This is a genomic window from Sandaracinus amylolyticus (genome assembly GCF_000737325.1).
Taxonomy (GTDB): Bacteria; Myxococcota_A; Polyangia; order Polyangiales; family Sandaracinaceae; genus Sandaracinus; species Sandaracinus amylolyticus.
This window is the reverse complement of sequence record NZ_CP011125.1, coordinates 696,990-712,070: the sequence shown is the minus strand read 5'-3', so window position 1 is coordinate 712,070 and position 15,081 is coordinate 696,990. Positions and strand designations below refer to the sequence as shown.

The 15,081-nt window shown below is 66.5% G+C and carries 9 protein-coding genes; 6 read left to right on the top strand and 3 right to left on the bottom strand.

Annotated elements, in window-relative coordinates:
- Positions 1–259 precede the first annotated feature (259 nt).
- The 6 genes from DB32_RS02850 to DB32_RS02825 all read left to right on the top strand — a co-directional run bounded on the left by DB32_RS02850 (position 260) and on the right by DB32_RS02825 (position 12,892).
- On the top strand, positions 260–1,462 hold the full coding sequence (locus DB32_RS02850; RefSeq protein WP_053230878.1) for a TOPRIM nucleotidyl transferase/hydrolase domain-containing protein: 1,203 nt from the start codon (positions 260–262) through the stop codon (positions 1,460–1,462).
- Positions 1,463–1,517: 55 nt separating this feature from the next.
- Positions 1,518–4,400 carry a site-specific DNA-methyltransferase gene (locus tag DB32_RS02845; RefSeq protein WP_169791313.1) on the top strand — a complete coding sequence of 961 codons (2,883 nt, stop codon included), beginning with the start codon at positions 1,518–1,520 and terminating at the stop codon, positions 4,398–4,400.
- A gap of 7 nt (positions 4,401–4,407) precedes the next feature.
- Positions 4,408–9,282, top strand: coding sequence for a BPTD_3080 family restriction endonuclease (locus tag DB32_RS02840; RefSeq protein ID WP_053230876.1), 4,875 nt, complete (start codon positions 4,408–4,410; stop codon positions 9,280–9,282).
- Positions 9,283–9,397: 115 nt separating this feature from the next.
- A complete protein-coding gene (locus DB32_RS02835; protein WP_053230875.1) occupies positions 9,398–10,678 on the top strand; it encodes a nucleotide-binding domain-containing protein in 1,281 nt (426 codons plus the stop codon).
- A gap of 32 nt (positions 10,679–10,710) precedes the next feature.
- Positions 10,711–11,841, top strand: coding sequence for an SAVED domain-containing protein (locus tag DB32_RS02830; protein ID WP_169791312.1), 1,131 nt, complete (start codon positions 10,711–10,713; stop codon positions 11,839–11,841).
- Between the two features lie 82 nt (positions 11,842–11,923).
- Positions 11,924–12,892 carry a serine/threonine-protein kinase gene (locus tag DB32_RS02825; RefSeq protein ID WP_169791311.1) on the top strand — a complete coding sequence of 323 codons (969 nt, stop codon included), beginning with the start codon at positions 11,924–11,926 and terminating at the stop codon, positions 12,890–12,892.
- Here the strand turns inward: DB32_RS02825 and DB32_RS46320 are convergent.
- The 3 genes from DB32_RS46320 to DB32_RS02810 are packed head-to-tail and all read right to left on the bottom strand — an operon-like array spanning position 12,889 to position 15,067.
- The gene (locus DB32_RS46320; RefSeq protein ID WP_157068653.1) at positions 12,889–13,644 is read right to left on the bottom strand and encodes a hypothetical protein; all 756 of its coding nucleotides are present in this window, start codon (positions 13,642–13,644) and stop codon (positions 12,889–12,891) included. The genes DB32_RS02825 and DB32_RS46320 overlap by 4 nt on opposite strands.
- A 21-nt stretch (positions 13,645–13,665) precedes the next feature.
- Positions 13,666–13,797 carry a hypothetical protein gene (locus DB32_RS50375; protein WP_157068652.1) on the bottom strand — a complete coding sequence of 44 codons (132 nt, stop codon included), beginning with the start codon at positions 13,795–13,797 and terminating at the stop codon, positions 13,666–13,668.
- A 31-nt stretch (positions 13,798–13,828) separates the two neighbouring features.
- Complete coding sequence (locus tag DB32_RS02810) at positions 13,829–15,067, bottom strand: tetratricopeptide repeat protein (protein ID WP_053230870.1); 1,239 nt, start codon at positions 15,065–15,067, stop codon at positions 13,829–13,831.
- Positions 15,068–15,081: the final 14 nt, after the last annotated feature.

The following is a 15,081-nucleotide window of genomic DNA, read 5'->3' as shown; positions in this document are numbered from 1 at the left end:
GGGGGTCACGAAGGGTGCGGGCTCGTACCTTCGCGTGCTGATCGCGGCTGGGGCTCACGATTCGTCCGAGCCACTCGTTCGGGCGATAGCCATCGATGGCCGCGTGAAGACAACCTCGCGACTGCAACGGCTCGTCGATCTCCGCAATGAGGCGGCTCATCAGCCAGATCGCGTCGATGACGTCGTCGCGAAACGAGTGATGCGAACTGTGTTGGATTGGCTACGCCCTCACGTGCCACGAACTTAACGGAGCCTCTCGATGTCGTCGCAAGAGCAATCCACCGCGAGCAAGCTGGCGAAGGCTGCCAGGGGCATGCAGCGTCCCGAGCTCCAGGCATTATGGAGCGACATTCTCGCAGGCAAGGAGACTGCTTGGGCGAAAGGCAAGGCCCTCGAGCACCTTGTTCTGCGAGCATTCGAGTTAGACGGAGCGCAGGTCACGTATCCCTACTCGGTCCGTCTCGGGAGTACTTCGGCACTCCGTGGACCTCGCAACAATCTCGAGCTCGAGCAGATCGACGGGATGGTGCGCGTCGGGGAGATCCGCTGCATCTGCGAGGCGAAGGATCGAACGACCCCACAGAACTCGGAGTCGCTGTCAAAGCTCAGGAATCAGCTGCTGCGGCGCCCTCGCTTCTGCATCGGATCCGTCTTCAGCAAGCGGGGCTTCACGGCGTCGGCCCGAGTCGCCGCGCATTTCATGATCGAGCACCCGATTCTTCTGTGGAACGCGGAGGACATCAGCTGGGCGCTCAGCGCGGAGAACGGCTTCGCCAGAGCGCTCGAGATGAAGCTGCGGGTGGCGATAGAGCACGGACTGCCGGACTTCTTCGTGGGTTCTCACGAGCTCGCGTCGGTGTCGCCCGACCCGCTGGAGCCCGGCCCACCGGTCGATGTAGTCAGTGGCGCACGCGTGATCGTGATCGTCGAGGGGGAGAACGACCGCGTGCTGCTGACGAAATTGCTCGATACTCGGTTCGATCGTTCCGCTTATCGCGTCGTACCCGCACGCGGCAAAGAGGCGGCGCAGGCGCTTGCGCGATCGTTGGCGGCCGTCGGCAGAACGGCCGTTGTGCTGATGTTCGACGCGGACACGCGTGAGGCGGAGGGTATCGCCCTCCAGAAGGCCGAGGCAGAGGACGCACTGCAGCTCGCAGCCGGCGACGACATGTCGCTCGTCGTGGTGCTCGCACCGGAGCTCGAGGCCCTCGTTCTTCGACCGGACGCGTTCGCGCTGGCTTTTCCTGGTGAACCGCCGCTTGATTCGAACGAGGAGGAGCTCGCGACCGATAGGCCTCGGCGCGTGCTCGAACACCGGCTTGGTGGAACCGGGCGCGGCCAGTTTTTCTCGAGGTTGTCGCCCTCGACCATCGAGAAGATCGCGCAGGACCCGCAGCTCGAGGCGCTGTTCGCGTTCGTCGCCAGCCATGTCGGTCCTTCCGGGGCGGTGCGTCACCCCTGAGGTGAGACGTTCACGCTTTCGCAGTCGGTCGTCCCTACGGCATTCTCGCCGCATGGTGAGCAAGCGCGACGTGCTGTCCCAGCTCGCACGAGACGAGCTGCTGCGGATCGTGGACGCGCACGGCATCGAGGTGTCCGACCGCCGCGTGCGGGATCGCCTAGTGGACGGCATCGCGAGGGCACGTCGCGTGGACCTTGCGGTCGAGCTCGTCGAGTTGCCACGCGACAGGCTGAAAGATCTGTGTCGGGCGTTGGGCCTCGACGAGCGGGGGCGCGAAAAGGGCATCCTCGTCGATCGCCTGATCGGCAAGCTCACCATCGAGAGCAGCGACGCGGGACGTGGTGGCGAGAGGGACGAGAGCGGGATGGCGACGAAGAAGAAGCGCGCGGGCGGCAACCAGACCTCTCTCGAGGGCGAAGTCGGCGAGTACCGGCACGACGAGAAGCGCAAGAACAACCCGCCCGCTGGCCTGGTGGAGTTCGAGCGCCTACCCGCCAAGCGGAAGAAGGAATACGCGTACGACCCCCACCTCGATCCGCAGCTCGTCTGGGCCGGCAAGGAGGAGCACGCCAAGTTCGAGATCGACACCGTCAGCCTGCACATTCACGAGCGCGTCTCGACCCAGGCGATCCTCCGGGCGGTGAAGCGCGAGGAGCAGGAGGAGAGTCAGCTCAACCTGTTCGCGAAGCCCGAGCTCCCGTCGTCGAAGGAGATCGACTTCTACGGGCACGAGGTCGGCTGGTCGAACCGGATGATCCTCGGCGACTCGCTGCTGGTGATCAACTCGCTGCTCGAGCGCGAGAACATGGCCGGTCAGGTCCAGTGCATTTTCATGGACCCGCCGTATGGCGTGAAGTTCAACTCGAACTTTCAGCCGTCGATTTCACGGAGAGACGTGAAGGACGGCGACGACGCGAGTCTCACCCGCGAGCCCGAGCAGGTCCAGGCGTATCGCGACACTTGGGAGCTCGGGATTCATAGCTATCTCAGCTATCTCCGTGATCGCTTCCTCGTCGCCAAGGACCTGCTCAACGAAGCGGGCAGTCTTTTCGTTCAGATTAGCGATGAGAACGTACATCGTGTGCGGTTCGTACTAGACGAAGTGTTCGGCGCAGAGAACTTCGTCAGCCAAGTCGTCTTCCGCAAGACCACTGGAAAGGGCGGGCAGCTGCTCGATAACACTTACGACGTTCTACTCTGGTTCGCCCGCGACAGGGGCAAAGTCAAATACCGTCCGGTCTTCGAGCCTCGATCGGTTGTAGACGATGACAACCTTCGATTCGTTGAGCTCGCGGACGGTACGCGACGCCGAATGACCGACCGAGAGGCCGACGGCACCGATGCCCTGCCTCCACGTGCGCGTGCGTATCGGCCCAACCCGCTGACCAATCAGCGGCCTGCTTCGGGAAATGACCTTCGCGAGTACTACCTCGACGGGAAGCGCTTCACTCCAGGAGCCGGTACTTTTCGATCCGACAAGGCAGGATTGGACCGCCTCCAGAGGGCTGGCCGCTTGCTGCCTGTGGGGAACACGCTGACGTTCATTCGTTATCTTGACGACTTCCCGTTCAAGCCGCGGAACGACATCTGGGACGACACTCGGGGAAGTGGTTTCGGTGACGCGAAGCTCTACGTCGTCCAGACTGGTACGAAGGCGATCGCGCGCTGCATCCTGATGACCACCGACCCTGGTGATCTAGTCCTCGACCCGACCTGCGGCTCCGGGACCACTGCCTACGTGGCCGAGCAGTGGGGACGTCGCTGGATTACCTGCGACACGTCCCGCGTCGCGCTCTCGCTCGCTCGACAGCGGCTCATCACAGCGAAGTTCCCCTACTACGAGCTCCGCTCGAATCGAGTGCGCGACGGATTCAAGTACAAGACCGTCCCTCACATCACGCTCAAGTCGATCGCGCAGAATCCGAAGATCGATGCCTGCAAGACCAAGGAGGAGATCGATCGGGTCATCCGCGAGAGCGCGGAGCAGGAGACGCTCTACGACCAGCCCTTCGAGGACAAGAAACGGGTGCGCGTCTCGGGGCCGTTCACGGTCGAGGCGATCCCGCTGCCGTCGATGGAGGACACGCAGCGCGACGCCGGCGGGCCGGTGTCCAAGTCCGCGGCGGTGCCGGGGCACTTCTCGGATGCGGTCACCGACTACCTGTCGACGATGGTCGAGCTGCTGCGCCAGACCGGCATCGTGCTGCCGGGAAACAAGCGCATCCGGTTCCCCGCGCTCCGCACGGTCAAGGGCAACTACGAGTGGTTCCACGCCGAGGGCGGCTCGGACGCCGAAGGCGATCCCCGCACCTTCGCGATCTCGTTCGGACCCCGGCACGGACCGGTCACGCCGACGCAGGTGCTCGGCGCGATTGCCGAGACCCGCGGCGCCGACGTCCTGGTGTTCGCGGGATTCGCGTGCGACCCCGAGGCTCGCAAGATGATCGACGCGGGCGTACCGGGGCGCGAGGTCATGTTCGCCCACGCCGCGCCCGACATCCTGGTCGGCGACCTGCTCAAGAAGCGAAAGACCGATCAGCTCTTCGCCGTCTTCGGCGCACCCGACGTGCGGGTGCACCCCGAGAACGGCGGCTCGCTGGTGTCGGTCGAACTGGTCGGCATCGACCTCTACGACCCGACCACCGGCTTCACCTCGAGCGCGAAGGGCGACGGCGCGGCGGCGATCTTGGTCGACCACGACTACGACGGGAAGAGCTTCTGCGTTTCGCAGGCGCTCTTCCCCGGCGGCGGCGCGAACGCCTGGGAGAAGCTCCAGAAGGCACTCAAGGGCGCGATCGACGAGGACAAGTTCGCCCAGCTCCGCACCACGCGGTCTCTGCCTTTCAAGCCGGGGCACAAGGTCGCGGTCAAGGTCATCGACGATCGCGGCAACGAGGTCATCAAGATCGTCGACGCGCGCCGCGCGCTGAAGAAGTGAGGCGCCCGTGAGTCACGAGCTGCCGCGCAATGCGGTCGACAACCCGATCCTGAACAGCCCCTTCCACGAGCCCACGCGCTACTGGGACTTCTCCGGGCCCAGCGCGCGCGTGGGAGAGGGGCGGCGCCCCGCGGGCTACACCGGGCTCGCGCGAACCGAGCGCGCGGGCGACGTCGCGCACGCGCAGCAGCAGCAGATCCTGCTCCACACGGTCAACGACATCCGAGCGCGAGTGAAGGAGTGGCGCGCGCGCAACTACCCCAACGTCAGCCGCACCACTCGCGACCTCCTCGACCACTGGAACGACCCCGCCCGGCGCCCGATCTTCTTCTGCCAGCGCGAGGCCGCTGAGACGATCATTTACCTGGTCGAGGCATCGGAGGCGGATCGCCAGGGCATCCGCATCGAGCCCGACGTCCCGGTCGATCCCGAGAGCGTCGCGAAGGGCTACCTGCCGCTCACTCGGTACTGCACGAAGATGGCGACCGGGTCGGGCAAGACGACCGTGATGGCGATGCTCGCCGCGTGGTCGATCCTGAACAGGCTCACCAACAAGACCGACGGGCGCTTCACCGACGCGATCCTCGTCGTCGCGCCGAACCTCACGGTGAAGGACCGGCTCGGGGTCCTCGATCCCAACGTCGCCGGCAGCTACTACGAGCGCTTCGACCTCGTGCCCCGCGGCTATCGCGAGCTGCTCGCGCGCGGCAAGGTACAGATCTCGAACTGGCACGAGTTCCTCGTGCGCTCCGACGAGGGCAAACGCGGCGTCGTGCAGCGCGGCGTGGAGAGCGACGCCGCGTTCGTGCGGCGCGTGCTGAAGAAGCTGCGCGGCGCCCAGCAGATCCTCGTGCTCAACGACGAGGCGCACCACGCGTGGCGCCCCGCGAAGCCGATCGAGGACCAGCAGACCGAGCTCGAGGGGCTCTCGCGCGACGAGCGCGACGAGGCGAAGGACGAGGCCGAGGAGGCGACGGTCTGGGTCGGCGGGCTCGACCGCATCAACAAGGTGCTCGGCAAGGGCCCGAAGCAGCCCGGCATCAAGCTCTGCATCGACCTCTCGGCGACACCCTTCGCGCTCAAGGGCTCGGGTCGCCCCGAGGGCGAGCCGCTGCCGTGGATCGTGAGCGACTTCTCGCTCGTCGACGCGATCGAGAGCGGAATCACGAAGGTGCCGCGCATCCCGGTGCGCGACGACTCAGGCAAGCCCGATCCGCAGTACTTCCACCTCTGGCGCACCGTGCTCGAAAAGCTCAGCCCCGCGGAGCGCGGCGGAGCGCGAGCGGCGCCGAGCCCGGACGCGGTGTGGCGGGAAGCGCAGGGCGCGCTGTCGATGCTCGCCGGCAAGTGGCAGGAGACGCTGGCGGAGTTCCGCGCGTCGGGGCAGCCGGTGCCGCCCGCGATGATCGTCGTCGCGGCGAACACGAAGATCGCGCAGGTGATCGCCGAGCACGTGCGGGCCGGCTACGTCCTCGGCGAGCTCGCGGGTGACGTGTCGTTCCAGATCGACACGTCGGTGCTGAAGGAAGCGGAGTCCGAGACCGGCGGGGCGAGCAAGAAAGTGCAGGAGCAGCTCCTGCGCCTGAAGGTCGCCACGGTCGGCAAGGCGCAGTGGGAGGGCAGCGTGCTGCCGGCCTCGGTGCAGAACCTGCCCGACGAGGCGCGCGCGCAGCTCGCCGAGCCGCCCGGCAAGCACGTCCGGTGCGTCGTGAGCGTCGGGATGCTCACCGAGGGCTGGGACGCGCAGAACGTCACGCAGATCCTCGGCCTCCGCGCGTTCTCGTCGCAGCTTCTCTGCGAGCAGGTTGTCGGGCGCGCGCTGCGCCGCATGAGCTACGAGGTGAACGACGACGGGATGCTCGAGCCGGAGTACGCCGACATCTTCGGCGTGCCGTTCGAGGTCATCCCGGTGCAGGGCACCGGCACCCGTCCGCCCAAGCCGCCTCAACCCTCGACGCTGGTGCAGGCGGACCCGGCGCGGAAGCACCTGGCCATCGAGTTCCCGCGCGTCGAGGGTTACGTGCTCGACGTGAAGCAGCGCGTGCGCTGCGACGTGGAGAGCATCCCATCGCTCACGATCGAGCCGAGTGTCGAGACGACACTGACCCAGGTCGCGCCCAGCCTGCCCACCGAGGGCGGCCGGAAGTTCGTGGGAGTGATGGAGGAGCTGGAGACGTTCACCCGTCTTCCGTTCCACGAAGAGCATCGCCTGCAGAAGACCGCGTTCCGCATCGCCGCCGACATCGTGCGGCAGATGACCCGTGCGCACGCCGGAGATGGCGAGAGCACGTGGTCACCCGGTCAGGCGCAGGTCCTCTTCCCGCAGGTGCTCACGATCGTCGAGGACGTGTTCGACAAACGCCTCGTCGCGATCGGCGGGGCGCGCCGCGAGGAGGTCGCGCTCGAGAAATACGCCGAGAAGGTGCGCACGCGGATCCTCGACGCGATCGAGCCCGACGACGATCTCGGCGAGACGCCTCTGTTGCCGCGCATCGAACGACACCGACCGATTGGCTCGACCGAGGATGTGCAGTTCCGCACCACGAAGACCGCGCATCCGACGACCCGGAGCCACGTCTCGCACCTCGTCGTCGACAGCGGGCTTGAAGGTCAGGCGATGCTCTACCTGGAGCACGCAGACCTGGCGGACGTCGTCGTCTCGTACGTGAAGAACGACCGGCTCGGCTTCGTGATCCCGTACGAGATCCGCGCGAGCGGCGACGAGATGGTCTCGCGCTCGTACCTGCCCGACTTCTTGGTGCGCGTACGCGCCGACGACGGCGGCGAGGTCACGGTCATCCTCGAGACCAAGGGCTGGCGGAACGAGGACGCGAAGACGAAGGAGAGCGCGGCTCAGCGCTGGGTAAAGGCGATCAACCACCACGGCGGGTTCGGCCGCTGGCGCTATGAAGTGCTCGAGGACGCGTCCGCGATCCCGGCGCTGCTCCGGGGGATCGCGCAGCCGTCCCGCTTCGAGCTCGTGGAGCCCGCGCCGGCGCGAACGCTGGAAGCCGATGACGAGCTGCGGATCGCGTACGCCGAGACCGCTCGGCCGGCGCGGACCGACGCGAACCGCACTGGCTGGGAGGACTGGGTCGCCGCGACTCGGACCCGGAGCTGGATGCTCGCGGATCCGCTGCTCGACTGGCTCGATCTCTACGGCGTGGAGAAGGGCTTCGAGCGTGACGACGCGAGGCCGGGTTTCGATCCGCGAACCGACTTCACGCGCTTCGTAATGACCAAGAGCCGCGAGTTCGAGCAGGCGGTGGTGCGCCTGATCTCGCAGCGCGCGAACGTGGTGCGCATCTCCAGGAGTCCCGAACACACTGCCGATCCGCGCAAGGCCGAGGAGACACTCGCGGCGATGCGAGATGGCGTGGAGGTGATTCACGAGGCCGTGCTCCACGATCTCGAGACCCGCACCTACGGCGCGCCCGACCTGCTCGTCCGCAGCGACGTGCTCGAGCGCCTTTTCCCCGACGCGCTCGAGCTCGACGCCGGGTGGTTCGATGCGACGCGGCCCGACGCGCCGAGCGTCGCGAGCGTGAGGGCTCCCGGGCTCGGAGAGCGGCCCTGGCACTACCGGGTCGTCGACGCGAAGTTCACGACGCTGCACCTGCTCGAGTCCGGCGAGCTCGGCAACGAGGGCTCGGCCCGCGCCTACAAGGCGCAGCTCTTCCTCTACAATCGCGCGCTCGGACGCGCTCAGGGCTTCCTGCCGCCCTCGTCGTTCTTGCTCGGCCGGGGCTGGGAACAGGGCAAGGCGCGCGGGCGCTCGTGCATGGACCGTCTGGCGTGGGTCCCGCAGGACGGCCGGCTCGCGAAGGGGCGGAGCCTCGCCGACGAGGTCGAAGCCGCCGTGCAGTGGGTGCGCAAGGTGCGTGATCGCGGCTCCGAGTGGAGCGTGCTGCCGCTCATCTCTGACGACGCCCTGCGACCCAACATGAAGAACACGCTCGACGCGCCGTGGCACGGCGCGAAGCGGAGGATTGCGAGCGAGACGAAGGATCTCACGCTGCTCTGGCAGGTCGGCGTCGACCGCCGCGCGGCGGCGATCGAGAAGAAGATCCGCGCGTGGGACGACAAGCGCCTCACGGCCGAAGATGTCGGGCTCAAGGGCCCGAAGACCAAGCCTGTCTTCGACGCTCTGCTCGAGGTCAACCGCGATGCGTCGGGACCTCCGGTTCGACCCGCAAGGGTTCAGGTCGCGGAGGGCGAGTGGCGTCGCCCGAGTGAGCTCGAGTTCTTCGTCGACTTCGAGACTATCAGTGATCTCGACGACGATTTCGAGAAGCTCCCCGAGCGCGGCGGCCAGCCGCTGATCTTCATGGTCGGGTGCGGTCACATCGAGAACGGTGACTGGGTGTTCCGCTGCTTCACCGCAGACGCGCTCGACGCGGAGAGCGAGGCACGCGTGCTGACCGCGTGGTTTGACCACATGCGCGCGGTCCAGGCCCGCCGTGGCACGAAGGGCGCACCACGCGTCTTCCACTGGTCGCCCGCCGAAGTGTCGAACCTCGAGACCGCGTACAATTCCGCGCGCCGTCGGCACCCGAGCGCCGAGTGGCCGGTGCCCGAGTGGTTCGACTTCCTGAACCGCGTGATAAAGGCCGAGCCGGTGGTGGTGCGCGGTGCGCTCGGATTCGGCCTCAAAGCGATCGCGAAGGCGCTGCACACGCACGGCCTCGTCAAGACGTCGTGGTCCGACGGACCGACGGACGGGCTCGGCGCGATGGTCGCGGCGTGGTCGGCACAGCGCGAGGCGCGAGAGCGTGGGTGCGCGCTGCGCGATATCGATCTCGCACGCGAGGTCGAGCGTTACAACGAGGTCGACTGTCGCGTGATGTGGGAGACGATCGAGTATCTGAGAGCGAGTCACTAGACCCGCCGAGTTCCGCGCCGGGATCACCTTGGTACGCGTATCGACGTGTCGGGATCGTCTTGTGCTGTCAGTCCCGCGGCATGGTTCCGTCGAACACTCGCGAGAGGCGACGACGATGTACGACGCAAGCAAGCTCCTGAACCGGTTCTACAACGAGAAGCTGCGGCTCGGTCGAGATGGCCGCGCGAGGCTGGCGAAGCTGCGCGACACCAACCTCGACCGGCTGAAAAGTGGCCTGGAGAAGCTGGGTCCCATTCGCGGCGCGTCGAAAGCGACCTTCGAGAGTCATCTCGACCAGGGCAGCTATGCGATGCACACGCTCAACCAGCATCCGGACGATGACTACGACATCGACACCGGAGTGATCTTCGACGAGTCCGTGCTCCCAGCCTCGGCATTGGATTCACGAAAGCGAGTCGCCGAGGCACTGCTCCAGTCCGGCGCGACATTTCTTCGTGATCCCGAGGCCCGTACGAACGCTGTCACTGTGTGGTATGCGGAGGGCCACCACGTGGATCTCGCCGTCTACCGGCGCACCGCGAAGGGATTGGAGCACGCCGGTGCGGACTGGACTGCCCGCGATCCCTCGGAGGTGACCCAGTGGTTCACCGACCGGGTGAACGCGCTCAGTCCGTTCTGGCTAATCGATGTCGAACGGGGGCAGCTCCGCCGAATCGTCCGGTTCGTGAAGCGATTCTGCGCGTCGCGTCGATCATGGAGCCTACCGGGCGGCATGATTGCGACGACCCTCGTCACGGAGGTGTACCAGCACGACCCGTCGCGGGACGACGTCTCCCTGCGAAAGACGTTGATCGCGCTACGCGATCGGCTCGTGAAGAACCAGCGCGTCTTCAGCCCCGTCGACGCGGCCCAGGAGCTCACAGGGAAACCGCAGACCGAGGCACAGGTGCGTCGGTTGCAGAAGCGCCTGGACGATCTCCTGCCCAAACTCGACGTGCTCGACGATCGCAATTGCGATGAGGCGACCGCGCGAACGGCGTGGAACTCTGTCTTTCGGCACGACTTCTTCGTCACCGAGCAGGACACGAAGACCGATGCGACCACCGCGGTGAACCTCACGATCCGCGTGGCCCAACACGAGAACGGACCTCTTCGAGAGGCTTCGTACCGGTCATCGCAGCCGCCGCTCCCAAAAGGAATGTGGCTCCGCTTCGAGGTCGCGCACGAGCTCAAGCGCGACGACGTCGTCCGCTGGACGGTGAAGAACGAAGGCGACGAGGCCGAAGCTGCCGCCGACCTAGGTCACACTCGAGAAGGCCGCGACCTCGTCACCTGGCGTCATACTCGCTTCCGCGGCGACCATACGATGCGCTGCGAGATCGTGCGGAACGGACGGGTGATCGCGACAGCCAACCGCAAAGTGCGCGTCGCCTAATGGGCCGCAACAGGGACGACTTCACGCCCGACGTGAAGCGCCAGCTCGAGCGCCGAGTCGCGTCGGTGTGCTCGAAGCCGGGTTGTGGCCGGATCACCGCGGGACCGCACTCCGACCCGTCAAAGTCCGTCAGCGTCGGGGAGGCGGGTCACATCACCTCTGCAGCGAAGGGAGGGCCCCGCTACGACGAAACGCTGACGCCGGAGCAGCGCCGTGCGGCGACGAACGGGATCTGGCTGTGCTGCGCTTGCCACGAAATCGTGGACGCGGACAGCTCACCGTTCAGTGCAGACGTGCTCCGCGAGTGGAAATCCGAAGCGGAGAAGCGTGCCCGCGAAGCGGTCGAGCTCGCCAAGAAGCGCGACGCGATGCCAGCGTTCGTCACACTCCTGCACCGGTCGATGGAGCTCATCCCCGATCGCTCTCTCGCGCGCTCGATGCCGCTTCTGTTCCGCCACGTTCACGAGGTCGTGGCTGACGTTCGCGCGCCGTGCGCGCGTGAAAACGCTGTCGATCTGCGTGCCGTCGTCGTGGAGCACCTGCGAGCGAGGAACGCCCTTTGGGGGCATCTCGAGAGCGTGCCTGACGTCGAACTCGCGTACTACGGCATTGCCCACGTCCCCTTAGCAATTCACATGGGCCACCTCCTCGGCACACGCATGTCTGTGCACTACGCCGAACGAGAGCGCGACGGAAACGTATGGCGGTGGCTTGGGGAGTCCACGACGCCGTTCCCGGATCTGAAAGTTCATCAACCGGACGATCTCGGCGACACGCGTGACGTCGCGATCTCGGTGGGCGTAAGCTACCCGGTCACGACACACCAGATCGTCTCCTCGGTCGGCGAAATGCCCATCGTGAGGCTCGCTGTGGATGCGCCCGCACTCGACATCGTCCGGAGTAGAACGCAGATCGAAGCGTACTCGAGCACGTTCAGGGAGGCGCTGGAGCGCATCGCTCGCGTTGACTCCATCAGCCGTGTACATCTCTTCGCGGCGACACCCATGTGCCTGTCATTCGCCCTTGGTCGTCAGGTGCGAAATACCGTTCATCCCGGCGTCTACGCTTACAACTACCGGCGTGGAGGTGTGCGGCCCTACTCGTGGCGCCTGCTAATGACCGACGATCCTGATGCGGCCGCGCAGCCCCGGCATTTGGGTTGATGGACCCTGCCGCGGTGCGAGCACCAGTTCGCCAGGCAGCTTCCGCCGTCGTTCATACAGACGACCCACGAGGATTCGCGTCATGCACGAGCCCTTCGGCCCCTTCCGACTTCTCGCGCGACTCGGTCGAGGTGGAATGGCCGAGACTTTCGTTGCGGAGCGTTCCGGACGCGCCGGCTTCGTCCAACGCGTGTGTCTGAAACGTGTGCTCGCGACGCGTGCAAAGGACCCGCAGTACGTTCGCCGCTTCCAGGACGAGGCGCGGCTCGCGGCGCTCCTGCGGCACCCGAACGTCGTCTCGCTGTATGACTTCGGCTGCCACGCTGGAACGTGGTGGCAAGCGCTCGAGCTCGTCGACGGCGTGGACCTCGACGTTGTCGTTCATCGCATGCGCGCCAGCGGCGAGCCGCTCCCGGTTGACGTGGTTCTCTACATCGCGGCGGAGCTTAGCAAGGCGCTCGCGTACGCACACGAGCTCCGTCACGTGGACGGCGCGCCAGCACGCGTCGTGCACCGTGACGTGAGCCCGTCGAACGTACTGATCAGCTACGACGGCGCGGTGAAGCTCGCGGACTTCGGCATCGCGAAGATCGACGCGGCTGAGCGCACCGAAAGCGGCGGCGCGCGAGGGAAGGTTTCGTACACGGCGCCCGAGCAGGCACTCGGGATGCACGAAGACCGGCGCGCCGATCTCTTCGCGCTCGGCGTCGTTCTCTTCGAGCTCTTCTCAGGCGGCGTGCGGCCGTTCGACGGACTGAGCGACCTCGCGACTTTCCGCAACACCGTCGAGGGGCGTCGACACGACCTCCGCGAGGTCGCGCCGCATCTTCCTGAGCCCGTCGTTGCGCTCGTTGACGGCCTGCTCGCGACGGAGCGTCATGCGCGCACCGCGACCGCCGATGATGTGCTCGACGCACTTGGCGCGATGCAGGTCTCCGCCGTCGCGGCCCGCGATCTCGCCCGCCGCGTCCGTGCTTCCAAGCCGCCCGTGGCCATCCCGACCGAAGGCGAGCTCACGCGTCCGGATCCGCCGCATCGCGCGTCGCCTTAGAGCTGGGTGGGCCAGGGTGTCGGGCTCCACGGCGAGGGAGTCGGACGCGCGCCGGCCTCGAACACACCCGACTGCGGCACGCGGCTCGCGGCTCCTTGCTGCAGTTCGACCAGCAGCGACACCAGCGACTCGGCCTGGGCCTCGAGGCCGTGCAACAAGCAAAGCGCAACGGTCGCCTCGACGGCGGCGCTGAGGTCGGGCTTGCCGCCGTCCGGCAGCGTGTGGTCCGCGAGGGCGAGCGCGCTCAGCAGCGCGTCGAGCGCGTCCTCGTCGCGCCCAAGCCACGCGAGAACCTGCGCAGCACAACGGAACGCGTCGATGGCGCAGGACGACATCTCGGACCGCAATGCGATCTCGCCGGCCGCGACTAACGACGCGATCGCTGCTTCCGGATCGTGGTTGGCGAAGTGCGCCGCGCCGAGCGCAACCCGCGCCTGCGCTTCGAGGCCGAAGGCACGGACTCGCCGCGCGAGCAGCGCCGCGGACAAGGCTTCGATGCGCGCCGCGTCGAGCTCCGATTCCTCGAGGAGCAGATGCGCGAACGCGATCGACAGTGCGATCGACTCGCGCGCCGCTCCGCGGTGCTCGGCGTCATCTCGTGCTCGGACGAGCGATCGGAACGCCCCGTCATGGTTTGCGAGCTCGATTTCCTGCCGTGCGGCAGTGACAATTCGCTCGACCCGCTCCCGTGTTGCTGCCGAGACATCCACAGGTGCCTGTAGCGTCTGAATGACCGGTCGCTTTCGAAGCATCGGAGGGCACTCCCAGCGGCGTCAGTACGCCGTCACGCTCGATCGGCGCTTCGGATCCGTGAAGTTCACCGCCTTGGCCTGTACGAGCTCCAAGAACACTCGGTATCCGTTCTCGTCGACGAACCCACGCTCGTTCTCGAAAATCGAAACCATCTGCAAGAACCAGAGCTAGCCTCCGGTCAGTTCAAGGCTCCGCAGCGCACCCGCGTGAACGATATCGCTCGTCGATCGCCCCGGCAGTCGGCGGAGTGTCCTGAATGAAAGTTCCGCACCACCACAACTCTTCGTCAACCGGTCGACACACGACGTGGCTAGTGCGTCGCCGTTCGAAGTGGTGCGGTCGATAGCCGGGTGGCGCGAGTGTGCTGCACGGCTCTGCACCGCCGCAGTCTGCGAGCCGAATCGGGTCCTCGATGGGTGTGTCGTCGTAGTCGAGATGCTCCGCCGTCGCGACGATCTCCGGGATCCGTTGCGCGCTCGTGCGGACAGCGAGACTTCGTGCACGCCCGCGCACGCCGAACTCCATGCTGTTGGGAGAGGCGATGGCCAGGGACGCAAGGTCGTACACACTGTCGCGCCCGCGAATCACGAGCACATCTTCGTCATATTGCCGATAAGTCGAGTGCATCGAGAGAACGTCGGCCTCGTACTCCTCGTTCAGCCGCGTCGCATTCGTGTCATCGTCCTGGTCGAACGCGCAGTACGACAAGCCATCCGAGTACCACCCTCCAATCGTGCGCAACAGCCGTCTGCGACAGAGCTCGTCCTCCCCGCCGATCGGCGCTCCAACCCCGGCGGTACTGGCACAGGTTTCCAGAAACTCCCCCGCGCGCCCAGAGTCAGGCAAGGCGACCAGCCGCGCTTGGACGGCGTCGTTCGGTCGAAGCTGAATCGACTGGCGGTAGTACACTTCGGCGCGTTCGCGATCTCCTCTCGCCTCCGAGACGCGGCCCAGGTTGTACAGGCAAGCCGCACGCACGACGTCGAACGTTTCCTCGCCGCGGATCTCGCGCGCACGAGTCGCGGCAGCCAATCCACCGCGGAGGTGCATGTCAGCCTCGGTCAAATACCCGAGCCGGAACAGGCCCCAGCCAGCACCGCAGGCGGCACGCCCGTCGTCGAATTCGCCAGCGGGCGGATAAGACGCGTTCTGAAAGCACTCGTATGCGGCGACACGCCGGTTCTGTCTCAGGAGCGTTTCACATCGACGCAGACCGTCCGAGGCCGAGACCTGGTGTGCCGGCGTCGGAGCGCCCTCGTCACCGGGAACCTGGAGCGCAGTCGGCGGCTGGACGTCCGTGGTGGCCGGCAGGCGCCCCGGAGCCGGCTCGGCGACGGCAGACGGGCGCTCGTCCAGGTCGCGCTGGCCGCCGGTCGGTGGTTGTTCGTGCCCGGGTGGCTGCGCGGAGTCGCCGCAGCCCATATGCGATGCGATCA

What these genes read in the sequence shown, in the direction of transcription:
- DB32_RS02835 (WP_053230875.1), top strand. Translation starts at nt 9,398, where the DNA reads ATGTACGACGCAAGCAAGCTCCTGAACCGGTTCTACAACGAGAAGCTG.
- DB32_RS02850 (WP_053230878.1), top strand. Translation starts at nt 260, where the DNA reads ATGTCGTCGCAAGAGCAATCCACCGCGAGCAAGCTGGCGAAGGCTGCC.
- DB32_RS02825 (WP_169791311.1), top strand. Translation starts at nt 11,924, where the DNA reads ATGCACGAGCCCTTCGGCCCCTTCCGACTTCTCGCGCGACTCGGTCGA.
- DB32_RS02810 (WP_053230870.1), bottom strand. Translation starts at nt 15,067, where the DNA reads ATGGGCTGCGGCGACTCCGCGCAGCCACCCGGGCACGAACAACCACCG.
- DB32_RS46320 (WP_157068653.1), bottom strand. Translation starts at nt 13,644, where the DNA reads ATGCTTCGAAAGCGACCGGTCATTCAGACGCTACAGGCACCTGTGGAT.
- DB32_RS50375 (WP_157068652.1), bottom strand. Translation starts at nt 13,797, where the DNA reads ATGGTTTCGATTTTCGAGAACGAGCGTGGGTTCGTCGACGAGAACGGA.